This is a genomic window from Sphingomonas sp., from assembly GCF_019242355.1.
GTDB lineage: Bacteria > Pseudomonadota > Alphaproteobacteria > Sphingomonadales > Sphingomonadaceae > Sphingomicrobium.
In genome coordinates, this window is record NZ_JAFAVR010000165.1 from 1 (window position 1) to 23,951 (window position 23,951).

At 64.3% G+C, this 23,951-nt stretch carries 25 protein-coding genes and 1 tRNA gene; 9 read left to right on the top strand and 17 right to left on the bottom strand.

The genetic code is table 11. The features are described 5' to 3' along the window. Together JOZ79_RS08125 and prsK are read right to left on the bottom strand one after the other, a co-directional pair. Positions 1 to 589, bottom strand: a 589-nt coding sequence (locus JOZ79_RS08125) for a response regulator (protein WP_294073089.1), incomplete at its 3' end; no start/stop codon positions are given. A 5-nt stretch (positions 590 to 594) separates the two neighbouring features. Beyond that, positions 595 to 2,685, bottom strand: a complete 2,091-nt coding sequence (prsK, locus tag JOZ79_RS08130) for an XrtA/PEP-CTERM system histidine kinase PrsK (RefSeq protein ID WP_294073026.1) — start codon at positions 2,683 to 2,685, stop codon at positions 595 to 597. 125 nt (positions 2,686 to 2,810) lie between these two features. Between prsK and JOZ79_RS08135 the strand changes: the two genes are divergently transcribed. Continuing rightward, positions 2,811 to 3,764 (top strand): aldo/keto reductase, encoded by a 954-nt coding sequence (locus tag JOZ79_RS08135; protein WP_294073028.1) that lies wholly within the window; start codon positions 2,811 to 2,813, stop codon positions 3,762 to 3,764. Positions 3,765 to 3,771: 7 nt separating this feature from the next. Here JOZ79_RS08135 and JOZ79_RS08140 read toward each other — a convergent pair whose 3' ends face one another. Genes JOZ79_RS08140 through JOZ79_RS08150 form a run of 3 tightly spaced genes read right to left on the bottom strand, consistent with a single transcriptional unit; the run spans position 3,772 to position 5,382 of the window. After that, the gene (locus tag JOZ79_RS08140) at positions 3,772 to 3,909 is read right to left on the bottom strand and encodes a hypothetical protein (protein ID WP_294073030.1); all 138 of its coding nucleotides are present in this window, start codon (positions 3,907 to 3,909) and stop codon (positions 3,772 to 3,774) included. A gap of 58 nt (positions 3,910 to 3,967) precedes the next feature. After that, on the bottom strand, positions 3,968 to 4,603 hold the full coding sequence (locus JOZ79_RS08145) for a DUF4893 domain-containing protein (RefSeq protein WP_294073033.1): 636 nt from the start codon (positions 4,601 to 4,603) through the stop codon (positions 3,968 to 3,970). Between the two features lie 11 nt (positions 4,604 to 4,614). Continuing rightward, on the bottom strand, positions 4,615 to 5,382 hold the full coding sequence (locus tag JOZ79_RS08150) for a 3-hydroxybutyrate dehydrogenase (protein ID WP_294073036.1): 768 nt from the start codon (positions 5,380 to 5,382) through the stop codon (positions 4,615 to 4,617). 99 nt (positions 5,383 to 5,481) lie between these two features. Here JOZ79_RS08150 and JOZ79_RS08155 point away from each other — a divergent pair, with 99 nt between their 5' ends. Then, on the top strand, positions 5,482 to 6,381 hold the full coding sequence (locus tag JOZ79_RS08155; protein ID WP_294073039.1) for a neutral zinc metallopeptidase: 900 nt from the start codon (positions 5,482 to 5,484) through the stop codon (positions 6,379 to 6,381). Positions 6,382 to 6,685: 304 nt separating this feature from the next. On the opposite strand, the gene JOZ79_RS08160 is transcribed toward JOZ79_RS08155, so the two are convergent. Next, entirely contained in the window at positions 6,686 to 7,738 is a 1,053-nt protein-coding gene (locus JOZ79_RS08160; RefSeq protein ID WP_294073041.1) for a DUF2171 domain-containing protein, read from the bottom strand. Between the two features lie 223 nt (positions 7,739 to 7,961). On the opposite strand from JOZ79_RS08160, the gene JOZ79_RS08165 reads away from it, so the two are divergent. Further along, positions 7,962 to 8,037 (top strand) — tRNA-Ala (locus tag JOZ79_RS08165). A 266-nt stretch (positions 8,038 to 8,303) separates the two neighbouring features. Here the strand turns inward: JOZ79_RS08165 and JOZ79_RS08170 are convergent. Next, on the bottom strand, positions 8,304 to 8,939 hold the full coding sequence (locus JOZ79_RS08170) for a hypothetical protein (RefSeq protein WP_294073044.1): 636 nt from the start codon (positions 8,937 to 8,939) through the stop codon (positions 8,304 to 8,306). Between the two features lie 370 nt (positions 8,940 to 9,309). Here JOZ79_RS08170 and JOZ79_RS08175 point away from each other — a divergent pair, with 370 nt between their 5' ends. Further along, entirely contained in the window at positions 9,310 to 9,507 is a 198-nt protein-coding gene (locus JOZ79_RS08175) for a hypothetical protein (protein WP_294073047.1), read from the top strand. 114 nt (positions 9,508 to 9,621) lie between these two features. Here the strand turns inward: JOZ79_RS08175 and JOZ79_RS08180 are convergent, their stop codons facing one another. After that, positions 9,622 to 12,774 carry a hypothetical protein gene (locus JOZ79_RS08180; protein WP_294073050.1) on the bottom strand — a complete coding sequence of 1,051 codons (3,153 nt, stop codon included), beginning with the start codon at positions 12,772 to 12,774 and terminating at the stop codon, positions 9,622 to 9,624. 1 nt (position 12,775) lies between these two features. Then, entirely contained in the window at positions 12,776 to 13,186 is a 411-nt protein-coding gene (locus JOZ79_RS08185; RefSeq protein WP_294073053.1) for an HK97-gp10 family putative phage morphogenesis protein, read from the bottom strand. Positions 13,187 to 13,326: 140 nt separating this feature from the next. Here JOZ79_RS08185 and JOZ79_RS08190 point away from each other — a divergent pair, with 140 nt between their 5' ends. The 3 genes from JOZ79_RS08190 to JOZ79_RS14140 all read left to right on the top strand — a co-directional run bounded on the left by JOZ79_RS08190 (position 13,327) and on the right by JOZ79_RS14140 (position 15,248). Beyond that, the gene (locus JOZ79_RS08190) at positions 13,327 to 13,575 is read left to right on the top strand and encodes a hypothetical protein (protein WP_294073056.1); all 249 of its coding nucleotides are present in this window, start codon (positions 13,327 to 13,329) and stop codon (positions 13,573 to 13,575) included. Positions 13,576 to 13,702: 127 nt separating this feature from the next. Next, entirely contained in the window at positions 13,703 to 13,972 is a 270-nt protein-coding gene (locus JOZ79_RS08195; RefSeq protein WP_294073059.1) for a ribbon-helix-helix domain-containing protein, read from the top strand. 487 nt (positions 13,973 to 14,459) lie between these two features. Then, positions 14,460 to 15,248, top strand: coding sequence for a trypsin-like peptidase domain-containing protein (locus JOZ79_RS14140; RefSeq protein ID WP_366514807.1), 789 nt, complete (start codon positions 14,460 to 14,462; stop codon positions 15,246 to 15,248). A 262-nt stretch (positions 15,249 to 15,510) separates the two neighbouring features. On the opposite strand, the gene JOZ79_RS08200 is transcribed toward JOZ79_RS14140, so the two are convergent. Further along, a complete protein-coding gene (locus tag JOZ79_RS08200) occupies positions 15,511 to 16,032 on the bottom strand; it encodes a MarR family winged helix-turn-helix transcriptional regulator (protein WP_294073062.1) in 522 nt (173 codons plus the stop codon). Positions 16,033 to 16,210: 178 nt separating this feature from the next. On the opposite strand from JOZ79_RS08200, the gene JOZ79_RS08205 reads away from it, so the two are divergent. Further along, on the top strand, positions 16,211 to 16,405 hold the full coding sequence (locus JOZ79_RS08205; protein ID WP_294073065.1) for a hypothetical protein: 195 nt from the start codon (positions 16,211 to 16,213) through the stop codon (positions 16,403 to 16,405). Between the two features lie 281 nt (positions 16,406 to 16,686). Here the strand turns inward: JOZ79_RS08205 and JOZ79_RS08210 are convergent, their stop codons facing one another. From JOZ79_RS08210 to JOZ79_RS08235, 6 genes are all read right to left on the bottom strand, one after another. Then, positions 16,687 to 17,553 carry a hypothetical protein gene (locus JOZ79_RS08210; RefSeq protein WP_294073068.1) on the bottom strand — a complete coding sequence of 289 codons (867 nt, stop codon included), beginning with the start codon at positions 17,551 to 17,553 and terminating at the stop codon, positions 16,687 to 16,689. An 80-nt stretch (positions 17,554 to 17,633) separates the two neighbouring features. Continuing rightward, on the bottom strand, positions 17,634 to 18,314 hold the full coding sequence (locus JOZ79_RS08215) for a DUF2213 domain-containing protein (RefSeq protein WP_366514808.1): 681 nt from the start codon (positions 18,312 to 18,314) through the stop codon (positions 17,634 to 17,636). After that, positions 18,302 to 19,855: a phage terminase large subunit gene (gene terL / locus JOZ79_RS08220; protein WP_294073071.1), complete on the bottom strand. Its 1,554-nt coding sequence runs from the start codon at positions 19,853 to 19,855 to the stop codon at positions 18,302 to 18,304. Before terL ends, JOZ79_RS08215 begins: the two co-directional genes overlap by 13 nt. After that, entirely contained in the window at positions 19,852 to 20,331 is a 480-nt protein-coding gene (locus JOZ79_RS08225) for a hypothetical protein (protein ID WP_294073074.1), read from the bottom strand. The genes terL and JOZ79_RS08225 overlap by 4 nt, the downstream gene beginning before the upstream one ends. Before the next feature lie 114 nt (positions 20,332 to 20,445). Next, on the bottom strand, positions 20,446 to 21,336 hold the full coding sequence (locus tag JOZ79_RS08230) for a hypothetical protein (protein WP_294073077.1): 891 nt from the start codon (positions 21,334 to 21,336) through the stop codon (positions 20,446 to 20,448). A gap of 33 nt (positions 21,337 to 21,369) precedes the next feature. Further along, a complete protein-coding gene (locus JOZ79_RS08235; protein ID WP_294073080.1) occupies positions 21,370 to 21,855 on the bottom strand; it encodes a hypothetical protein in 486 nt (161 codons plus the stop codon). Positions 21,856 to 22,114: 259 nt separating this feature from the next. Here JOZ79_RS08235 and JOZ79_RS08240 point away from each other — a divergent pair, with 259 nt between their 5' ends. Beyond that, a complete protein-coding gene (locus JOZ79_RS08240) occupies positions 22,115 to 22,357 on the top strand; it encodes a hypothetical protein (RefSeq protein ID WP_294073083.1) in 243 nt (80 codons plus the stop codon). Between the two features lie 314 nt (positions 22,358 to 22,671). Here JOZ79_RS08240 and JOZ79_RS08245 read toward each other — a convergent pair whose 3' ends face one another. Further along, a complete protein-coding gene (locus JOZ79_RS08245) occupies positions 22,672 to 23,901 on the bottom strand; it encodes an AAA family ATPase (RefSeq protein ID WP_294073086.1) in 1,230 nt (409 codons plus the stop codon). Positions 23,902 to 23,951 lie beyond the last annotated feature (50 nt).

Genomic DNA, 23,951 nt, shown 5'->3' on the forward strand with positions numbered 1-23,951 from the left:
CCTTGCGCCCGCTCTTCTCATGCACCGCCCGGGCGAGCAATTCCTTGCCGGTGCCGCTTGCGCCCAGGAGCATCACCGACACGTCCGCGCTGGCGACGCGTTCGATGGTCTTGGCGACCTTCAGCATCTCCGGCGCCGCCGAGATGATCGAACCGAGCACGGCGGTCCCGCCGCCGCCCGCCTCCAGCCGGCGGTTCTCGTCCTCGATCTCGTGCAGGTGGAAAGCGCGCGCGACGATGAGGCCGAGATCGTCGATGTCGACCGGCTTGCGGTAGAAGTCATAGGCGCCGAGCGCGATCGCCCTGAGCGCGCTTTCGCGGGCCCCGTGGCCGGTTGCGACGATGACCTTGGTGTCGGGCTTGAGGCGCAGGATCTCCTGCAAAGTAGCGAAGCCTTCCTCGGTCCCGTCGGGATCGGGCGGGAGACCAAGGTCGAGCGTCACCACCGCCGGCTCGTTCGCCCGAAGCGCCTCGATCGCGCTGGTCCGGTCGCCCGCCGAGACCACGCGATAGCCGTCGTAAGCCCATTTGAGCTGCCGCTGCAGGCCCTCGTCGTCCTCGACGACGAGAAGAACGGGAAGTTCGCTGATTTCGGTCATGCACTGATCCGTAGCTTGTCCCCGGCCGGCTCGGATCGCGACTGCGATGCCGGCAGGAGGATGGTGAAGGTGGTGCCCTTTCCGGGCCGGCTGTCGACCGACACTCGCCCGCCCATGGCGACCAGGAGCGAGCGCGCCTCGAACGCGCCGACGCCGAAGCCGCCCTGCTTGGTCGAGGAGAAGGGCTGGAAGAGGCGGTTGCGGACGAAGTCGACGTCCATTCCGCAGCCCTTGTCGATGATGCTGATCGCGACGGTTTCGCCGCGCTCGGTGACTCGAACGGTGACAGGTTCGTTGGCTGGGCTCGCCTCGATCGCGTTCTGGAGAAGGTGGCCGATCGCTTGTTCGAATGCCGCGGCGTCGACCTCGGCATGGCGGTTGGTCTCGCCGGTCAGGCGAACCTCGTGGTTGCGGCGCTTGCCCGCAATCGCCTCGATCAGCAGCGGGCGGAGGGGCTGGCTATCCGTGCTGCTGACGCGGGCACCAGTGTGCGGGGAAAGGCGAGCGAGAAGGTCGTTCATCTTGCCGACCGACGACTTGAGGGTCGCGATCATGTCTGCGCGGAACTCGGGGTTCTCGGCGTGGCGCTCGGCATTGCGCGCGAGCAGCGACAGCTGGCTGACCAGGTTCTTCACGTCGTGCAGGATGAAGGCGAAGCGGCGGTTGAATTCCTCGAATCGCTGGGCGTTCGATAGCGCTTCCTGGCCATGTGCCTCGGCGAGCGAGCTCGCTGCCTGGCGGCCGGCGGTCCGCAGAAGGTCGAAATCCTCCCAATCCAGCGGGCGGCGATACTCGGGCGCCGCGAGGAGCACGATGCCGACGAGGCGGTTGTGATGGACGAGAGGGATTCCCGCCCACACGCACGGATCCTCGAGCATCCAGGTCGGCACCGCGAGCGAGCGGTCGACGACGTCGCCCCAGCCGCGCCGGAGCGCCTCGAACTCGATGATCCGACCGCGCGCCTCGACCTCCGACCAGAAACTGGCGTCCGCTTCGGGGTGGCCGGCCGGTGGGTGCGCTCCCGGCCAGTTCCAGGCCGCGGCTGCAGCGATCGTGCCGCCTGCGTCGTTGACCAGCAGAAGACCGCCGGGCGAATCGACGATCGCCGCAAAGGCATTGACGATGCGATCGCCGAGCGGCGCGGCTTCCGGTCCCGACCGGCCGAGCGTCTCAGTGAAGCGAAGCCACTCGCTGCGATAGTCGTAGCGATGCTCGAACAGATGCTTGGCGAGCTTGACCTTGATCCAGCCGCGCGCGTGCTCCGACAGGACGAGCGTTGCCGCGCCCGCGACGAGGAGCAGGAAAAGGAACGCGCTGCCGGCGCTTGCGAGGCCCCAGGTCGGGCTTCGGAACGTGCCCGCCAGCACGGCCATCGTCGCGAGGTAGCAGCAGATGGCGAACAATGAGAGCGACTGGAACGTCGCCGCCCGCGACAGCTTGATCTTGAGGCTGTCCTTGGCGCCACCGGTGGAGGTGAAGAAGGGCGCCGTCAGCGCGAGGAACAGGCCGCGCAGCCGGTAGAGATCGCCGGCGCCGTCACTCCTCAGATAGGCCACCGTCGCCAGGTTGAGATCATAGCCGAACATCAGGGTAAGCCCGAGCATCGGACCGCGGATGCGCACGCGGCTATCGGGCGCGGCATGCCCGTAGACATTGTGCACCAGCACCAGGATACCCGCTGACATGGTAATCCTGAGCAGCCGGCTGGCGGCCAGCAATTGCTCGAATTCGTCCGTCCCTCGCGACATCGCCAGGCTGAGCAGGCTCAGTACGAGGCTGAGGCCGATCACCAGGGCGACTGCACCGAAGACGAGGCGAAGCCCGCGGCTCGCCTGGCTGCGCACGCCCGCCGACATGTCGTAGAGGAGGATCACCCAGGCAAGGCTTCGGAGGTTTCCGAAGATCATCGTCAGTGGCGCTTCCCGGCCGCACACGCCGGCTATCACGGCCCACACGGCGGTGACGAAGCAGGCGCCGAGCAGCAGCTGGTCGGATCGGTCGACCCGGGAGCGGAGCCGCCACAAGGTTACGGACGCAAAGGCGCAGGCCGCGAGCGCATAGCTCCAGAAACCGATCAGGTCGCGCACGCGCTCAGCCTGTAAATTCTTCCGACATGCCGACGGTGTCGCCAAACTTTACAAACAAGTCGTGAACGCTTGGCCGTCTGGGACATTAGGCCCATGACGTAACTCAGGCGTCGCAAGGAGGATCAATGATTGAGAAGCGCCCCGTCGGCGACAGCGGCATCACCGTCGCGCCGCTTGCCCTCGGCGGCAATGTCTTCGGCTGGACGGCGGACGAGGCGACCAGCTTCGCCGTGCTCGACGCCTTCGTCGATGCCGGCGGTACGATGATCGATACCGCCGACGTCTATTCGGCCTGGGTCCCGGGTCACCAGGGCGGCGAGAGCGAGACCCTGATCGGCCGCTGGCTGAAGCGCGATCCTTCAAATCGGGACAGGGTGGTCATCGCCACCAAGGTCGGCTTCACGAGCGGCCTCGCGCCGGCGGTGATCGAAGCGGCATGTGAGGCATCGCTGCGGCGGCTCGGGATCGAGACCATCGATCTTTATTACCAGCACAAGGACGATGAGAGCGTCTCGCTGGCGGACAGCCTTGGCGCGATGGATAAACTGGTGAAGGCCGGGAAGGTTCGAGCGCTTGCGCTGTCACAGTTCACGCCGCAGCGACTGGATGAGGCCATGATCACCGTTCAGGACCGTGGCCTTGCCCGGCCCTGCGCTCTGCAGCCGTGGTACAATCTGGTCGAGCGCGAGCGCCTGGAAGGGCCGCTGCTCGATGTCGCGACGCGGCACGGCCTTGCGATCTTCCCCTTCTTCTCGCTCGCCAATGGCTTCCTGACCGGCAAGTACCGGTCGAGGGCCGATCTCGGCAAATCGGTTCGCGGCGACCGCGTCGCCGACTATCTCGAAGGGAAGGGCATGCGCGTCCTTGCTGCGCTTGACGAGATTGCCGAGGAAACCGGCGCGGCTCTGGCAACCATTGCGCTCGCCTGGACGATGGCGCAGCCCGGGATCACGGCGCCGATCGCAAGCGCGACCAGCGTCAGGCAGCTGGCCGACCTCACCGCGGCGATGCACCTGGACCTTAGCGCGGACCAGATCGCGCGGCTGGATGCAGCGAGCGCGGAAGCCGTGCCGGCCTAGACGGCGTCTATCGGATGCGCGGCGGCCCGTTGAGCTGACGGGCGCGAGCGCGCCGGACGAGCGCCTGCGCGCCAACGACCGTGAAGGTCGCCGCGAGTGACAATGCCGTCGAGAACAGGAAAAGCCCGATGAACGAGGTCGGCATTGGTCAGCTCCCTTCACGGTCCGGTGTGATCGGCTTTAGCGGTTCCCGGTCGTCCTGATCAACGCACGCCCATTGGCGCAGGTACAAGCTCCAGCACGGCGAGCCTGGAATCGAAATGCGGCGCGGGCATGATCAGCCGCCAGCGTTGAGGAGCGATCTGCTCGACATAGCCCGCCACGTCGCGGTTCTCGTCTGCGCCATATTGCATCGCGCGGTCTTCGCCCGGAAGCATCAGGGTACCCAGGAATACCTGCCGGACCGGGTCGCCGGGAAAAACCAGGCCCATCTGCCGCTGGACACCGCCAAGCATCACCAGCTGCTGGAGCCGCCCGTCGGCGCTCACCCGGCAAGTGAGAGGGCCGGAACTTGCAAAGGCCATGTTACCCGCGTTCTTCGCGCCGACCCTGACCAGCCGGCAGCCATAGACGCCATCGGCCAGCGCACCCCCTGCAAGCACGGCATCGGGCTGCAGCAGCGCGCCCTCGCGATCGATCGCCGGGCCCTGGCCGGCGCCCCGGGCCGCCGCGATCGCATCGACGAAGCTCGACCGCCAGTCTCGCAGCCGCTTCTGGTCGTCCTGCGTCGCAACCAGCCGCCAGTCCCGGCTTCGGTTCGGGAACATGCTCGTCGACCGTTCGATCGTGCTGCACCCGGCCAGGGTCACGAGACCAACGAGAAGGGGAGCAAGGCGCATTCAGGCCAAGCCTAGGCCGCAGTCCAGCCGCCGTCCATGCTGAGGTTGGCGCCGGTGATCGAGCGCGCACCCTCGCTGCACAGGAAGACGGCAAGGTCAGCGACTTCCTCGGGAGTCACGAAGCGCTTGGTCGGCTGGGCGGCGAGCAGGACGTCGTTCATGACTTGCTCGCGCGTCAGGCCGCGGGTCTTAATGGTGTCGGGGATCTGCTTCTCGACCAGGGGCGTCCAGACGTAGCCCGGAGAAATGCAGTTGGCCGTGACGCCGCCGCGCGCCGCCTCCAGCGCCACCGTCTTGGTGAAGCCGGCGACGCCATGCTTGGCGGCGACGTAAGCGGACTTGTTGGGGGAGGCGACCAAACTGTGCGCCGATGCCGTGTTGATGATCCGGCCCCAACCCTTCGACTTCATCGCGGGAAGTGCGAGCCGGGTCGTGTGGAACACCGCCGACAGGTTGATGGCGATGATCGCGTCCCACTTTTCAGGCGGGAAGTCCTGGACCGGCGAGACGTGCTGGATGCCGGCGTTGTTGACGAGAATGTCGGGCCCGCCCAGCTCGTCGGCGCAGCGGCGCATCATTCGCTCGATCGCGGCCGGATCGGACATGTCGGCGCCGTCATGGATCGCGCCGAGAGCGCTGCACTCGCGATCGATGTCGGCAGGATCGCCGAAACCATTGATCATCAGCTTCGCGCCCTCGCCGGCAAGAGCCCTGGCAATGGCGAGGCCGATCCCCGACGTCGACCCGGTGACCAGCGCGACCTTGCCCTGCAACTGCATGTGTGACTCCTCGAACCCGCTCTGCCGCTAGCGCCGGCCACCGGCCGTTTGCAACCGTGGCAGAAGTTCAAGCATTACGCCTCCGAACTGGAGGGCATGATGAGGCTCGGCGACGAACGGGAAAGCAGCAACTGGGTCGACGACGGCCGCGGCAGCGGCGGCGGCTTCGGCGGCGGCGGGTTCGGTGGCGGCGGCCTTGGCTGCCTGCTGCCGCTGGTCGCCAGCCGCTTCGGCATCGGCGGCGTCGTGGTCCTTCTCGTCGGCTATTTCCTGCTGAGCTCGCTCGGCGGCCTTGGCGGCGGCGGCAACCCAAGTGTCGGTCCGCAGTCGCAGGTCACCTCCTCGCAGAGCCAGGGCAGTGTCGATCCCAACACCAGGCATTTCACGCTTCAGGTTCTCGCCTCGACCGAGGATACGTGGGCGAAGCTGCTTCAGCCCAAGGGCATCCGCTACACGCCCACGAAGCTGCACTTCTATTCCGAAGGAGACCAGCAGTCGGCCTGCGGCGCCGCCCAGACCGCGATGGGACCCTTCTACTGCCCGAATGACAACAGCATCTACCTCGACACCGAGTTCTTCCAGGAGCTGTCGCAGCGCTTCCAGGCGCCCGGCGATTTCCCGGAAGCCTATGTCGTCGCGCACGAGGTCGGCCATCACGTCCAGGACCTCACCGGCACGCTCGGCCAGGCGCACGACCTGCAGGCCCGCGAAAGCGAGACCGCGGGCAACGCGACCCAGGTCAAGGTCGAGCTTCAGGCGGACTGCTACGCCGGCGTGTGGGCGGCGAATGCCCGCGACCCGCAAGGCCAGCCGATCATGGAGGCCGGAGACCTCGAGGAGGGCCTGAAGGCTGCGCAGGCGATCGGCGACGACACGCTGCAAAGGCAGGCCCAGGGCACGGTCGTCCCCGACAGCTTCACTCACGGCAGCTCGGCGCAGCGGATGGAAGCGCTCCGGCGCGGATATGAAAGCGCCAACATGGACGCCTGCACCTTCTGACCGCCGCAGCGGCGGTGACGCGGAAAGTCACAAAGGTAATGCCAATCACGCGCGCGTGGTGCCGGGCGCGCGGAAAGCATGCGTGCAGCGTGAGGTTCGACGCAGAGCGGATGATCACCGGATAGCGCATCCCTAGTCTTAAGGCACGGAAGGTCGCCTGTAGGACAGCCTGAATTGCGCGGCGACGCCGACGGTGCACAGGAAAGGCCCGGCCGTGCAGGGGAGGACACGGCCGGGCCTGGTCTTGGTCCGGCCTTGCGACCGGACCCCAGCCTCCCGCGGTTGGGAGGCAACCGGTTCGAGGTTACCGGTAGGTGCCCTCGAAGCTGCGATTCAGTGTGTGGCTTCCCATCTCGCCAGAGTCTTCGCGCTCGAACAGGGCCCGGCTGCGGCTCTCGTCGCGCCACTCCTTGCGGGCCTGATCGGCCGATCGATCGAGGATCACGCGATCGCCCTCGACACGGTCGATGTGCGCGCAGCTCAGCGAATGATGGACGCCGCCGCTGTCGGGATCCGACTTGGCGAGGATGATCCGGTCGCCGGCGGTCTTGTCGACCTTGCCGACATGCTGGTCATCGCTGCCGACGACCTCCATATGCTCGCGGATCTGGCCGAGCAGGCCGCGCTTGTGCGTGCGTCGGTCACGCCAGCTCGAGAAGTCGTTGTCGAACTTCGACTGGTTCTCGCGCCGGTAATCGTCATAGTCGCGGTCGAGACTGCTCATGTGCTGGTCGCGCCATGACCGGTAGTGCGGATCGAAGTCCTGGCTTCGGTCCGACTGGTCACGCGAGCCGGCGCGGCTGCTGCTGCGATAGGGATCGCTGGCCCATTCGCTACGGTTGCCGGAGCCCCGGTTGCGATCCCATTCGCCGGCCGCGAAGCCGCCGGCCGCGGCTGTGCCGGGCGCGCGTTCGGAACGGCCATAGTCGCCCGTCATCGGACGATAGCCGCCGCGGTCGCGATTGCGCTCGCCCGCGTCCTGGCCGCCGCGGAGTTCGTTCCGCCACGACGGGTCATAATCGCGCTCGCTCGACGGCCAGGCGGTGCCGCGATAGCTTTCCTCACGGTCCGAGCGGTCGCGCTGCGCATCACGGCCATAACCGCGATCGTGGTCGCGATGCTGGCTCCGCTCGCGATCGCGGTCCCAGCCGTGCTCGTCACGCCCACGCCACGGGCGATCGTCGCGGCTCGAGCGATGATGGTCGCGGTCGCGGTCGTCGCCAAACCACGAGGCGATCTCGTCGCCGGCGCGCTCGAAGAAACCGCGGTTGTCGCCGCGGCCCGGGGAGCGCGGCCCATCGTCACGGTCGCGCCATCGCGGCTGGTCGTCGCGCGTATCATAGCGGTCGTATGCCATTTGGTCCTCCAATGCACTGAAGCTGCCGGATTCCGGTCCGGTCGATGCACTGGGGAAAACGACTGGCGCGCTGAGGCTGTTCCTCCCCGGCCTCCGGTCGAGCCCGACAAAGCGACGGGCCGAAACGGCTGCGGGACAGGCGATTGCACGGGCAAGAAATCGCGGCTAGGAGCCGCTCTCCCGGCGGGCGATCACGTCGCGTTCCGGGGCCAGCTGGAGGCGCGGGGCTGTAGCTCAGATGGGAGAGCGCTGCAATCGCACTGCAGAGGTCAGGGGTTCGATTCCCCTCAGCTCCACCAGCCTTTTCAATGACTTAGCCGATGCAGTGCGGCGGTTGTACGGAAAAAGTACGGGCATTCATTAACCAGATGTGCTTGACGCGAGAGACTTTATTGTCCCAACTCTCGAAATGGTGACGCTCCGCCTCGACACGCGCCGCGCAAGCCATCCGGGTCATTCGCAGCCGCAACTGCAGGTCACCTCTTCGCCTGGCGGGAATCCGCCCCAAACTCCGTAGCGAACTGACAAGAGAGCCCGCCGGTCGCACTCCGGCGGGCTCGCGAGATCAGTTCGCTAGGAAGCGCCTGACGTCATCGAAGAACTGCGCAGTATAGTCAGCGGTCCAAGGTGGAATGCCGCCACCCTCGTCCTCGAGCTGCTTTGGCCCGAACAGTTCCTCGAGCTTCCAAAGCGCCGCTGCGCGATTAGGCGCCGGCATGTCCATCAATCGCCGCTTCGCCTCGCCTTCCCGCTCCCAAGCATCATCGCACGCTGTCGCTGCCGCTGAGTAGCCGAGGCGAGTATCGATCCGCTTCATGTCTGCGAAACGTCGCTCCTGAGCGTCTAGCAGCTTCTGCGCACTCCGGTGGCGCTCGTAATTGCCGGGATAATTCTCGAGGTACCTCACGCCTGAGACCGTCCGCCGAGCATCGGCGAGCATCACCGCGCAAGCTGTGGTTATCGGTTTGTTGGCGCAGTCGTAACCGATCGTGATGTGAGGCACCTTTTTTACGGCAGCCTCGTAGTCCTCTCCGATCTTGTCACACACGCGCGAGGCGGTCTCCGCTTCGGAGTGGCAGGTCTGCCAAGCCGCCAATAGTCGATGCCAGCTGCTGAGTGCTGCCGGCGCCCCCGTCGCGAAGGCTCCCGTCGGAACCATCGCGACGGCCGGAAGCGATGCTGCTGTTGCCAATGTAGCCACGATTTGTCTCCTGCTGAGGCCCGCCCGCGCCTGTTCGGCAGTCGAGCAAACGCTCGCAGATCCCTGTTCGTGACCGTTATCTTCGAGATTGCGAGAAGTTGCGGGTTTCGGCTCCGCGGTCATCACCGCCTCCCGATCATGCGTTGGCGGAGCTCTTCGTTTGCAAGCAGCCAGAGCGTGCGCCACGCGCGCACGTGGGCGGCATCGGCGGGGTCAAAGGGAGGCGCGTCACCAGGGTTCTCGTTGGCAGGCTGCGGCGGGAACTGTAGTACGTTCGAAGCCATGATCGTCTCCTTAGGACGGTGCTGGTCAGAGCCGGGAGCAAGGTTGCCGCCTTGCCTCGGCTCGCTTTTTCCGATAGCCGTTAACCATGGCCCGCGCAATAGGCGATAGCGAAAAAAGAGGGAGGGGACGGCCGGCGACCGGCATCCGCCCGGCAATGGGCCTGCGGCTATATCCCGAACTCGAGCAAAAGCTGGACCACTGGATCGCGAAGCAGCCGGAGCCGCGGCCATCGAGGCCAGCGGCGATCAGGCAATTGCTGGAGCAGGCGCTCCGCGATCGCTGAAGGGATGACTGCGGTACTCAATGCAGTCAACCCCGAAAGGCGAGCCCTGAGTTGTACGGCCGAACCGGCCCGCAGCTTGGCGCGGATATAGCCGCGTTGGCGCCGACTTGAAAGTCAGCCTTTGCGGCCAAGGGAAGCGTTGATGGCGGCCGAATTGGCGGAGAGGTGCGCGAGGAATGCTCGTTTCCCCGCGGGCGCCCCGAAAGCGCGCTGCATGATCTCCGAGGGGTCGAGGCCGGCATAGACCGAAACGTCAGACCGCGAGGCATGGATTGCTGCCTCAAGCCGCTCGATGTCGCGGGGAGAGATGCCTCCGTAGGCCCCGCCCGGCGCCGAGGCCCGGCCATTCACGGGGCCGCCGAAGCTCGGCAGCGCGCCAGTTTGGTTCATGTGATCAAGGACGTCATATCCGATCGCGCGCGCCGACGACGCCCGGATCATATACTCGTCGCGCGAAGACGGAGTGAGGATGTTATCCGCCGTGTCGCCGCCAGGGCCGAAAATGCGGCCGCCCAAGGCCTTGGGAGCGCCGAGGATCGTCGCAAGCCCTATGGTACTGGCGATGCCAGCCTGAGCGCCAATGCTGTTCGCACCACTGGTCGCCAGCGACATGAGAGCAGCCGGGCCTGCCATCGCTGCGCTGATCGCCGCGCCAACGGCAGTCGCTTGAGCGATCGAGGCGGCCCCTGACGCCGCGCTTGCCGCTCGACCGATCGTGTGCGCGATGATCTCCTGAAGAGCGAGCTTTACCAGAGCTGCGGTGAGGGTCTGAAGGACCGAGCGGCCGACGTCGCCAAGCGATTGAAATCCTGCCGCGGCTTGCGAGAGGCCGTCCACGACGTTCTGCAGGCCATTCGCCGCGATGGTCTCCAGGGCATCGTTGACATCGCCCGCCTGCTTGCGAACGTCACCGAAAAACGCCTGCAGCGGTGACGCATTTTGCTGCGCGTTGGCAGCGAGGGTGTTGGCCTCCTGCTGCGGAAGGTTCTTCAGTTTCGCCCGGGCGATCGCGGCGGCGGCCTCCGCATCGCTCGCTGCCTTGATGGCTTCCGCATTCTTCGATGTCGCGGCGATCGCCTGCAGTTCATCCGCGCGCGCGATCTGCCGCTCGAGTGCCGTTCGCTCTTCCTCGAATTGAAGCGCGATCAGCCGGTCCTCGATGGCGCGGCGCTCTCTTGTCGAGGTGACCAGCTGCTCGGAGGATCGCAACAGGTCCTGCTCGGCGTTGATTTGTGCCTCGGCCGTCGCCGCAGCTTTGTCGGCGGCTTCCCGGCGCTCCGCCGCCTGCGCGAGCGAGAGGCGGCTTTGCACGACCTTGAGCCTGGCCTGCTCCACGGCGTCGTTCTTCGCGAGCAGTTCGCCCAGGTTGCCGCCGAGCTTGCCCTCCTTTTCGAGCTCTTTGGCGTTGGCCTCGTACCGATCGTGAGACAGCTTGACGGCTGCGGTTTCGATATCGGCCGTCTCTTGAGCCGAGAGCCCAAGCGTCTTGCGGGCTTCGAGGACCTGATCGTCGAGACCGGACATCTTGTCCGCATACTGGCGGGCTTGTTCGACCTCCTGCTGCTGCAATTGCGCCAGTTCGGCGGCGCCCTGCGAGATTGCCGGAGAGCTGTCTTCGATGCGCTTGGCGAGCTCCGCCTTCGCCTGGGCGACGGTGCCCGTGAAGATGTTGCCATTGACGCTCGCGACGTTGCTACCGACGACAGAGCGAGCCGAAGCGCTATCCGAGGCCGCGAAGAACTTCTTAGCCGCCGGCTCGCCGAGGACATGCACGGTGTAGAGATTGGCCTCGGTGATGCTCTGACCCGCGGCCTTCAGCACCTTGATGTAGTCGTCGGTGGCCGCGTCGATGATCGCGCTGGCGACCCTCGGCTTGTCGCGCAGGGCTAGAATGTCGGGGTTGTTCATCCCCGACGCTTGTGAAGGATAGGTGCGCTTGAAATAGCTCAGCCAGGTGCCCGGCATGAACTGCCCAAGGCCATATGCAGACGACCCCGCCGCGTTGGCTCCGGTTCCTTCGGCTCCAATCACATCTCGTTTGAACTGACTGACCGGATCGACCTTTTTCCGATCTTGCGCTGCCTTGGTATCCCGCTCGAGCGCGCGGGTCTGTGCATCGAGCGCCTTCGTAAAGGCGTCGACGTCTCCTTTGCCTTTGGCCAGCTTGTTCGCCATGCTGGCGACCTGCTGATCGAAACGGTTTGCGTCGAAAGTTACGCCAGCCGTCGCGGCTTTGGACAGGGCCTCGGCATACTGATCGATCGCTGTCCGCGCCTGTTGAGCGACGTCGACATTGATCTTCTTCGCTTGGACGGCGGCATTCAGCAGGTCGAGTAGCGCCGTTTTTTGGCTTTCAATCGCCGCGGTCGCGTCGGCGCTGGCGTCGGCAGCCGAATTGGCGAGCGCCAGCTGACCGTTCGTGACCGCCTGTTGAGCCGCGGCGATCTGCTTGTTGAGCTGATCCACCCGCCGGTTGAGCTGATCGATCTTTCCCTGCGCTTCCGAGATTGCGTTGTTGCGGGCAATCGCAAGGGCGGCGTTTTCCTGCGGATCGCCGCCGAGGGTCGGCAATGCCTTGGCGGTTGCAAGCGCCTTGTTCGCCTGCGGAAGCTGGACCTTCGTGATCTTGTCCAGATCCTCCTGAAATTTCTTGAGGCTCTTCTCGGTAGTGTCGATGTCGATGAAGCTCTGACCCTGCGCGCTAGGCCCAACCCGCTTCGCCAGGACCTCGTTCAGTTTCTCCTGCTTCTCGATCAGGCCGTCGATCGTCTGAGCCCACTGTCGATCTGCCTCTTCGCTGTTTTGCGTCTTCTCGAAATGCTCGCGGAGCTTGCCGATCAGATCCTCGACGCTGTCGCTTTCGGCGTGATACTTCGCGATCAAGGTCGTGATGATCCCGACGGCCGCCGTTGCAGCGAGTCCCCAAGGCCCTGCGAGGAAAGCGCCAAACTTGCCCATGCTTCCGCCCGCGAGCGCCGCCGCTTCGCCGACCGAAGCGACGTGCTGAGCGAAAATCTGAGTGAGCGGGGCGCCGGCCGCGAACTGGTCCGTCGAACCGCGCACGACGTGCTGCAGCTCGAGCATCGCCACGCGGTTGTTGTTTGCGGCGAGGGACAGCTTGCCGGTCGCCTTTTCGGCGCCGCCGGCCGCATTCTCCATCTGGCCCATGCTGGCTTGGTAGGTGTTAGCGGCAACCTTGATGTCGGCGTTGAACTTGTCCGTTTGCGCGACCAGTTCGGTGACGACTTTGTCAGCTTCGACGGCCATGTCAGCGCCCTCCGATGGCTTCGTTGACGGCGTTCCGCACGAGCTCGACGACCTCCTGGCGCTTCCGGTCGGTCGCGGGCCGCATGTGGGGCCGCTCAGCCATCTTGCTCCCGCCGAATTCTAAAACGGCGGCGTAGGGCGCGTTGCTGCTGACCTCGACCTTCAACGGCTCAGGCTGGGTCGTCTCGATGTGGCTGACAAGGGTTCCAGTGTCGTTCGAGGGCGGCTCTCCGGGCTTCGACGCGATATGGTGCTTTCCGCTAACCGCGCCCTCTGTAATGAGGTGCTTGGCCTCGGCTTCGATAAGCTGGCCGCCAGCGAATAGCGCGGCGCCGACCTTCCGAACCGTCGCTTCGCTGGCGAGCCGACTGAGGCGGGCGGTCACTCGATCCTGGCCGGTGATCTTGGCCATGCTCATCTCCATCCATCGGGACACGACGCCTCACGGCGTGGCCGGCGAAGGATAGCAAATCCGGCGTCGCGCGCATAGGCCGGCGGCTTCCACGTCGCGCGGATTCGCTGGCAAGTCCAACGCTCGCTATGGACCGCCCGATGATCCTCGCACCCATCCTCTGCGCCGCCGCCTGGGTGATCGACGGCGACAGCATCCGCTGCTCTAACGTCGGGGAGATTAGGCTTCTCGGAATCGACACGCCGGACTACCGGGACAGCGCTCCATGCCGAGGCCACTTCGGCGATCACGTCTGTGACGACCAGTCGGCGAAGGCCGCCAAGCGCAGCCTGATTGCGATTGTATCGCCCAACCGCTCGGCCGTGCGCCTTGAGCCCAGTCTAAGCTAGCCGTTATCGCAAGAATGGCCGGTCTCGGCTCGATCTGGGAAAGAGCACGCGCACCGATCTGCGACGCAGTGCGTTATGACACAGTCAGCTGCTGCTCTGTGGCAGGTGACCGATGAGAGGTGCATCCATGTCAGAAGGCCGACGAGTGGTAACAGCCAACCTGCCTGAGGACCTTGTGGCGAGATTAGACAGTATAGCCGATCGAATCGAGCGAAGCCGAAGTTGGATCGTTCGCCATGCACTCGATGAATGGCTCGCCGACGAGGAGCGGCGCTACGAACTAACACTCGAAGGGATGCGGTCGCTCGATGAAGGAAACACCCTGACCCATGAAGAGGTTGTCAAACATTTCGCGAAGCAAAAGGCGCGACGACGGAAGGCCGAAGACAAGCAGTAACGGCCCGCCGCAACCAGGAGGTTGAAAGACGGGCCGCACCGAAGCCAGGCGCCCGACTTTCCGAGCAGGGCGATCGACTCATTGTCACCATAGCACGCTAGCGAACGGTGGTCCGCTCAAAGGCTCATCAGCGGAATCGTCCGGGGCGGACGCGATCGTGGAAGACGATTAAGGATTCGCGGCGGATAATCCGTCACTGAAACTCGTGGCAGATCGGTGACGATGGAGAAGTACGATGATGGCCATTGCACGCTACAGATCGAAGGATGATCACGGCCGCGCTCACCTCATAACCCAATATCATGATGAGCGCGACGGAGATTGGCTCGAGCTCGCGGATGGCAGCCGACTCGTGACGGACGCAGCAGGCCGATTGGCGACGACGGCCGGGGAATGCTTCACAAAATTGATCAGGGCCGACTAACTCGGTCCATTTCGGTGGCTTCTGCGAGCGCAGCTCGACGAAGTTGGCTCTATCCGTTGGTCCATGCGGTGGTCAGCGAGTTTAACTTTTCTCTTGGCGGCTGCGCAGCCGGTATTGAGCAGTGCGGCCATCTTTGGTCCAGATGACAGGGTCCGAGCTGCCCCAGCGTCTGCAGCGATCTACAATCCAATCGGCCTCATCGAATCGAGCCGGACCCGGGGCACCGGGGTCATTGTCTCGCCGTGCTATGCCATTACCGCGCAGCACGTCATTCGCTACGACGGTCCTGTCCTCGGACAGCGCGTCTGGTTTACGGCAGCCCTAGCTACCCATCACCCTGTGCAGACGGCAGCAACTACTGTCGCGTCCGGCGGCTATGAGCGATACGTCGATGGGCACGACCCCTACGAGGTACCAGGCAGCGATTGGGCATTGCTTCGCTTAGACCAATGCCTCGGGAGTAAATTTGGGTACGCAACGTTAGTGGATGCGGACCCGCGGAAGGTTTCGGGCGCTATCGTGAACAGTGCTGGTTTTCCGACTTTGCATCTTGCTAGTCGCGGACCGCTGATCGATCCTCACTGCAGTATCACATCCGTCCGCCCGCTCGCTCTGCTCAATGACTGCGCTACGATGCTCGGCAACTCAGGTGGACCGATCTTCCAGATAGTTTCCACCGAAACTGGCAAGCGGCGGCTGTTCGTCTACGGCCTTCAGGTTCGCGGCATACTCAGAAAGTACGCAGCCTGCTGCCGACCGGGTCAAGACAATGTCGCAACCCCGGCCTCCGAGATTTTAAGTCACATCGGTCAATTCATACGTTCCGATGAGGCATCCCACTCAGGCGTCTGATGGTCCTCTATCGAGCGAGCTCGAGGCCGCCACGACATTGCTAGCCTCGCGCAATCCCTGTTGTGCCAGCGCCAGGTGAGCGCTGACGGCGGGGGGCCCATCATGCGCGTCGAGAAGATCCATTGCTTCCGTTACCAGCCTCAGGGACACACGGATCGCACACTCGCGATCGCATTCCACTCTTTCACTCATCATCTGCCACCCCGTCGATTCGACGAAGCTGCAACCCTTTAAACAGCAATGCAAATCGGGCTTTAGGCCGTCATCGACCCGGAGGCGCCGGCGTGTCGCAATAGAACAGGCGCGTAAGGTAATTCTCTAGGAGCGCTTTACCCTTGGGTGTCAGGCGCACCATTTGCCGGCGCAGGTCAACTTCATCGGGACCGCGCTCGATCAGCCCGTCCGCCATGAGGGACTTTTGCCAGCGAAGGCCTGTTGTGGCGGGAACCTCGGCTGCATGAGACAGGGAGGTAACCCCAAGCAGCTCGCCGCGTTTCGGGAGGCAATAGAGGGCAAGCAGCATATCCCAGGCCGGCTCTCCGAACAGGTCATTACCGAGCAGTTTGTCCCGCGTTCGGCGGGCCTCATACATCTTGCAAGCTAGTCTCAATAGGTCGTGTGACGATGGCAGCCTACGGGCGCTGTGGCGCAACTCCTCTTCCTTCGCTGTCGCGACCTCATCCAAGCTGAGCCTGAGGTCGACTTGCAGCCGGTCGTCGGTCGCCGGGAGCTCCGGCGATCCATCCCCGACCTTCGGAAGGGTGAGCTTGTCTTGGCGGGACATGACGCGGCCTTTCCCAGCGCCCGTAGGCGGCGACTGTGGACCGAGCTTTAGCAGGCCTAAATCCATCTCTCCGATCTTGCAACCCGCCACTACGGATGAACCTTCATCCGACTTGAATGCAGTTGCGATCTGGGCAGAACTGCGCGTCGCCGAATCGTCCGCTTAGGAGTGCGGACCATTGTCCAAGGTAACTGCAATTCCCGTGATCGACGGCAACGGCGATCACGTAACCATCTATCAATTCGAGGATCGACGCTTCATCCGCCACGTTCGAAGGTTCAAGCTCGATACTGGCGATGCAGTCGAGCGGATCGACGACGAGACCTTCGTCTTGGCCAACGGTGAAACGCTGAGGCGTCTTAGACGGGGCTGAGCACTCGCGCCCTCGCCTGCTTGAACCCGCATCGCCGGCAGCGAAACCGTTTCGATATTCCGTCCAGCGGCCAGTTGCCGAGCGCCATCACAGCCTCTCGCGGATTGAAGGTCCGGGTGTTCCTGCAATGGGTGCATTCGACCAGCAGGGCGCACCGGAAGCGAACGAGATCACCGGTCGTTCGGACGTGCTTGGTCGACATTCCCGGCAGCTACGCCGATGAGAACGATTCGGGAACATGGCATAAATCGTCCAGGGGACGTCCTCTTTGAAACTCCGCCTCAGGTCGTCAGCCAGATTGCGGGCTCAGCCGACGAGCTGAGGGCGGGGCTGGCAGGAGCACTCGATAGCGGTCCGTCCGCGAAGGTATCCGCGAAATAACGCTCAGTCGCAGCCGTGTTCGGTGAGCGGAAGAAAACGCCGCCGTCGGCGTGGATCGTTAAGGCGTACCAATTGCCTGCTACAATGTTGATTGGAGCGATGAGTGGAATCGACTTAATCGCGTCGATGCCATCAGCCATACCAGACTGATCTGCGGTCCGCCCTAGCAAAGACCCGCCCCAGGCCGCATCGCTGGTAGCACCATAAACGCACATCCGATAATTTGCTGTACTATTGGCGCCGCAAATAACTTTTACCGTCGTGGCTGTTCCCGACGCCACCGCCTGAAAGGCTGTCCCTACCTGAACGTTTGCGGAAGCTTGGCCGGCTGCAATGAGTCCATTCGTGCTGTTTCCGACGAGAAGCGTTCCGGCTGTCGTGCCGGTCGAGCCAGCGGCGCTTTCTGATGCGGAGCCCGAAGCGCTTAATGCAGCCGCTCTGACGACACCGCTGACGAACGTCGCCGTGCCAACGCCGGCAAATGCTCCACTGCTGGCAGCTGCAGCGACCCGGACATAGAGCCGATGACCTTGAAGGCTTTCGAAAGTGCCATACGCATCTGTGCGTGATGCCTTGAACTCGACGATGGCGATTTGTTCCGCACCGAACGACGCGACCGGAATGTCGAAGCTGGTCCCAATCAGGCCGGCATGCTCTGCCAGCAGTGTGACGCCGTCGATTTTCCAAAGCCGGATGAGTGTCGTCTGCCCGGCCTCAGGCGTCGTCGTCGCATCGGTCCAGGCAAGGATGGTGCGGTCCTCGAACAAGCGGTTTCGGTTTGCCCAAGTGCACGGCACGTGACTAGCGCCGATGCAATCGATTGGATTGAGAAGGCTGTTGGGGGCCCTCATGACTGCAATCCGTTCAGCCTAACGGTCTCGACCCTGCACTCCGGGCCCATGCGGCCCCTTTCGACGAGCGCAATGTGGTCGACGCGAATGTCTCCTTCCGCATGCCGATAGCGATCGCCTGCTGGCGTGAATTGGTCGGTCTCCCATGAGAAAAAGGCGCGACGCTGGCCGACGCTCAGCTCGGCAGACATGCCGCTCTCAACGGCCCAAATTGCAACAGGATCGGTGATTAAGAACGGCACTTCAACGAAATTGCCAACGCGCACGCCGATTCCGAGCGTCCGCCCAACCGAGCAGTCATCTCGCCGCGGGTCATCTCGCAGATAGTGATTTGGAAAGTGAGCCGGGTGCTTCAATGTTATGCAAGCATCCGCGTAGCTTTCGAGCGATGCTTGCGCGAAAACCTCTTCCGGTGGCCGATAGACCATTGGCGCGCCGCAAAATTCGGCCTCCGACGCTTGGTACATTCCCGCCCGAGTGACGCGAGCGACCGCGAGCATCCAACCGTTCGGCAACCTGTGGACGCCGCGCCGGCCAGCCTCGAGGGCGATCGGTGGAATCGCCCCAAGCGCTTTGTCGAGGGTGATCTGCGTCTGGCTGATCTGGCCCATCGACTTCGGAATTGAGACGAGGCCGGCGGCCTCACTGGGGGGGGCGCGCTCCCTCAGAATGTCCATAACGGGCGTCCGCTGGCGGTGAGATACTGTCGAAAGGCGTCGTGCTCGCCGCCGCCCATGATGCGACAGAGGCTGTCCATGTTGCCCCAGTCATAGCCGCTGCCGAGCAGCAGCTCCGCCACGGCGTCGAGCAGCGGGTCCACCTGATCGTCATGGGTGCCGGCCGGGAACTCCGCCAGTTCGGCGAGCAGATCTGTCGTGAAGGGCGCATCGGCCGGGATTGAAACCAGGCCGGCGGCGACGCTGGGCAGCGTGTCCATGGCGCGAGAGTACTTGTCTGTGAGGCGCTTGATGGGCCGAATCGGAATGCTGTCCGGGCCGCGCTGGAGCTGCTGCACCAGCCCAGTCCCGCTCACCTTGTCCTCGATGCCGAACGCCGTGAGGTAGCCCGCGTCCTCATCGCGGCAGTTCCGGTGCTTCTTCCAGAAGGACCGCGCGAGCTTTTCGAGCTCCGGCGCCTCGAACTTCCCGCGGGCCTGGTCGATCAGATAGATCGCGCCGTCGGTGCCAAGGCCCCAGCACTGAAACACCGAATAGTCGTTGCGCTCGCCGGTCTTCTGAGCGGTGTCGGCGAAGATCATCCGGCGCTTGTACGGCCGTTCCTCGCCGTGCCGGTGACGCTGGAATTGATCGATATGGAACAGGTTACCGCCGGCGATGGTCGGGCGCTGCTGATAGAGGCTGGCCCAGGAGCCCGGATCCATCACGTTGCGCATCTGCTCGAGCTGGTCGAGCGGCTTCAGCTCGGGGAATAGCGCTTCGCCGGCCTGGCGATGCCGACGATCGACGACGCCGCGCTGATCTCCGTCCTCCGCGACTGCGGGATAGCTCAGCACCTTCACCGACGGGTCGCTTTTGATCAGCCGCGCCGCAGGGTCATCGATATGCCAGCGAGTCAGGATGCAGAGCAGCCCGGCGTTGCTCGATGCGCGGGTGAGAAGGTCGTCAGTCAGCCAGGCCCACGTCTTGTTGCGGACCGTCTCGGAATTGGCCTCCTCGCGTCCCTTCAGGGGGTCGTCGAGGATGATCAGGTCCGCGCTCTCGCCCGTGACGGCGCCGCCGACCGTCGTGTTGCGGAAGTAGCCCTTGCGGTCGACGAACTCGAGGATTTCGCGGTTCCGAAGCGCTTGGCCCGTTGCCTGCGTGACCGCGTTTAGCGAGTTGAGGTGCAGCTGCGGGAAGGCCTTGCGGAAGCGCTCGAGATCGAACTTTCGCTGCAGCGACATATTGGCTCGAATCCCGAGCCGCTCCGAGAAAGACGCATAGATCGTTCGGACGTCGGGCGATCGGCCGGAGCACCAGGCCACGAAGTCGATGATGGTCTCCGACTTCCCGTGCTGTGGTGGCGCCTGGATGATCAGCTTGGGGCGCTTGCCCGCCTGGAGGTCGGCGTGGAACTCCTGCAGGTGCTCCGCGGCGTCCCGCTGCCACCAACCGAGGATCATTCCCGGGTCCATGAACTGACGGAATGCCCAGAAGCTCTGCTGAGCTTCGCCAGCAGCGAGCGCCTCGAGGACGGCGAGATCGCCGGCGGACCTCATCCTTCGGGCTCGCCATCGTCGTCGGGCTCGACGGTCTCGGCGATCAGCACCCGCTCCGGCAATCCGCGGCGCCGGGCCTCCTCGCGTGCCTGCTCGTACGTCAAGTTATGATTGATGGCGCCGGAATAGCTGACCTCTCGGCGATCGGAGAAGTCCTCGGGGGCGAGGTTTTTCAATGCGAATTGCGCCATCGACGCCGCACCGGGCCCCCCTTCGCCGGCGCCGATTTCCAGAGCCCGATCTTCCCACCATGAGCAGGCCGCTGCCTTCGCGATCTGGGTCGCCTCAGCGAATTCCGGATGCTGCTCGGCCCAATAAAGCAGCGTGCGCCGGCTCACGCGGATTGAGCTCGCGAAAGCGGTCAGCGACTTGCCTGTTGCGCAGTAGGCGATGACCGCGTCGCAATGCACCGGGTCGTATTTCGACGGCCGGCCGCCGACGTCGCGCTCTGGCAGGACGCCGGTCTCAGCGGCCACATGCACCGCCCTTGAGGGGTGCGCCGACGGAAGCGAAATGCCGTAACGCTCCCGCCGGCGCGCGAGGTGTGGCGTCCTCGCTCCTCTGCCCGCCATTCAGGGAGCGGGCAAAGCTCATCGTGCTTGCACCTTTTCGAGAGGCTCAACGTGCAGCCCCATCTCCTCGGCCTTCGCCCGCTGCCCGGCGTGCATCCAAAGGGTCACAGGATCTTGCGCGACGCTGGAAGTGCCTTCGCGGTGACCGATTCCGGTGACCATGTGGCCACGGTAAGGCTTCTGGCTGACCCTGTAGCGGGTCCAACGCGCTTCTTCGCGACGCTTGGCGGCCGCGATTGCTGCAGGGGTTCGCGCTGCCTGTGCCGCTAATATTTGAGCATGCTCGTCGGCCATGACCTTCGCCATGGCAATCTGATGCTTGTCGATCGGCCAGGCGACCCGCGGTCCTGTCAGTTCCGGAATCCGCATGTTGAACAGGCGCTCGACCCAGCCGCCAAGGTTGGGCCAGACTGGGCCCTCGACGCCGCGAGCCTGGAACTCGGCGCAGACGATTCGCGCATGCTGCGCCGTGCCCCGATTGGCGCGTTCGACCGCCTCCGAATTCTCCTCGAGCTCGCCAAGAATCTCGATCAGCTCGCCGATCAGCACGGGCCAGCGGTCGCGCAACCGATCCGCAAGCGCACTCGTCCGCGCGACAAGCTGCGAGCGCCCTTCATCCTCCGCCCGCTTGCGGTCGTTTTCCTCGATCTGGCTGAGTCGCTCCTCGAGCCGCGGCTTGAACGCTTCGAGGCGCTCGATCGCGAATGTCGCGTCGGCTTCTTCGTGGCGCGCCGACAGCGCTGCGGCCGGCGCCGTTTCCGGGTCCAGCGAAAGTGCACGGAGTCCCTGGGCTTTGGCGGTCAGTTCGACGACGCGGTTCTCGAGGTCGACGAGGACCGAGCGGACGTCCGGACCCCTTGAGCTTGGCTGGATGGCTGCCTGGCAGCGCTCTTCGAATGACTTGGGCATGGGTTCACCTCGGGAGGAGGGGCTGGATCTCGGTTACCGCTGGCGATGCGCGTCCCGCAGCGCTTGCTTCGAGGCTGCGTAGGCTTCGTCCTGACGAGCCTTTAGGGTGGTGCTGATCACCGCCTGCTCGTCGAGAAAGGCTCTTGCACCCGCCTTTTGCTTGATCGCGGCACAGACAGCTTTGGCTGCATCGGCTGCGGTGAAAGCGGGTGGGGAGCGCAAGTAACCGTGGCAGAGATCGTGATCGTTGCGAGCCTTCGCGATGATCATGCTTCGCTCGGCGTCACTCAGCGACACAGCAGCATCCTTTGCGAAGGTCGCGGCGACGCCGTTACCTGCCTGCGCGCTCACAAACGCCACTGCGACTTCGGAAGCGGCCTTTTCGATGTCCTGCTGGGACATGGTCGCGAGCATTTCCGCCACAGTTGTTCCGCTGGTCTTCGCCATGGTGGCAAATCGCTCGCGCAGAGCTTCGTCGATCGATCCGGGGGATGACGGCTTGCCGTCGGCGATGGGCATTGCGGCGCTGTCGAAGAACATCCTGGAGAAGGTGATGGGACGGCCATCACGGACACAGATCGTGCCGTTGACGATCTCGTAATCACCGTTGGGATCCGGACGGCCGTGGCGATCGCAAAACATCGGGCTCTCCTGGCCGCATTAGGCGGGCAGGCGGATCATATCGCGCGTTGAGACGCGGTTATACGTTCACTGAAAATGCCCCCTTGCGGCAGCCGGAAGCGTGGAAGGGCCTCGCTCGCTGTGGTAATCCAGGCCCATGAAGACCCCACACAGCGCCGTCGTGAAACTGACCTGCTGCGCTTGCCGGCAGCCTTTCGAGATCGCCTTCGACAGCATCCGCGAGCCGTTCGCCTGTCCTGGCTGCGGCGAGGAGACGACGTACTCCGAAGATGAAATCGCGCGGGCGGAGGAGGCCTTCGGCTACGCGCTGCGAGGTGCGGATAACGCCGACCCGATCGATGGCATCAAGACTTACGCGGCGGACATTCGGAAAGCGTAAGCCCGCCGGCGACGAGGCATTTCAGCACCCGCTTTTCCGTACGCTTTCCGTGGCGGCTGGCCGAGGCAGTTCGGCGCCTATCTAAATCGACGCCAGTTGCCGGTGATGAACCTCTGCAGTGTGGGTGCAGCGCTCGCCATTTTCAGGAGGCCCGCGTTCGACACGCGTAACGCGTCGTTTTCGACCTCTCGTGCGTGTCGCTCGCAAAAACCGACTGCCGGGACGTGGGACACGTGACAGGGTCTAAAGACCCATGTCCCGGGTGTCCCGGTGTCCCGGCTGCTGTCCCGCCGATTGTCCCGGCTTTGTCCCGGTCATGAGGGCAGCTCGTATGTGATCCATGCCCATTGCTCCCAAACCCGCACAATTCCGTCATTTCTGAGCCTGATGAGGGCACGGTTGAAGGCCTTTTTCGCCGTGTCCCGGTTTTTGTCCCGGCATGTCCCGGAGGTTGCGTTTGCCGGGACAATTGCCGGGACATCGAGTGTTCCGCTGGCGGCGATTGCTTTGTCTCGCCATGCGGCGAGATCGGCGACCTTTCCAACCCTGCCGCGGTTGATTTCGTCGTCCGGAATTCCGCTAGGGATCGCGACTTCAGCCTGCTCCAGGAGCTCAGTGAGCTGGCTGTAAACGAGGTGCGGCCCGGCCGGCAGCCGGGCGACTTTGCGGTCGAATTCGCTGACGCCTTCATCGGTCGCGACGAATGTTGGCACGATGACGCAGGACGTCACTGGATCGCCGTCGTCGTCATTGCCAAGCTCGATCGGCTGCAGGTTAAACATCAAGAGCTCGCGCTCCTCATCGTCCTTCTGCTTGGTGATGCGCGCGCGCTTGGTCTTGCCGGCCTCGACCAGGACGACCGTGTCGACGCCGCCCTTGAGGCTGCCATGGCCGCGCGGCTCGGTGCTCTCGGCGTCCTTCGGTCTATGGTGCACGGGCAGGACGCAGCATTCGAACTCGGCGGCGAGGGCGCCGCAGTTCGCAACATAGACTGCCAGGTCGTCGGTGTTTTCCTTGCCGGCGCCGAGCGTCTTCGAGAGCGTGTCGACGACTATGAGCGCCGGCGCATCGCCGTAGCGGGTTGCCGCTGCTCGGACGGCGTTTGACAGGGCAGCGCGGTCGGCCGCCGAGTTGTAGAGGTCGATCGGCGTCGGGATCAGCGCGAGCGGTATGGGTCCGCTGATGCCATGATGGCGCTTGAACGCGACAATGCGGTTGCGGAGGCCCTTTTGCCCTTCGGCGCCGACATAGACGACGACCCCGCGACGAGTGCGGAGTCCATTCCAATCCCAGCCGAGCGCGACGTGCATCGCCAGATCGATCGCGAGGAAGCTCTTGCCGCTGCCCGGGTGACCATAGATCAGCGCCAAGCCCTGTTGCGGAAGCGTCTTCTTGATCAGCCACAGCGAATTGAGGTGGGGCTCGATCTCCTCGGCCCATTCGACCTGCAGCAAGCCGGGGCTGCGCCGGGAAAGGGCCGGTCCGCGCTCATCGTCGGGCGACATTCCGTCCCAAGGGTCAGCTTCGAGGGGCCTATGCGCCATCTGGCCCCTCCACCTGCACGATGTTGTCGGCGGCGATGAAAAGCTGGCCC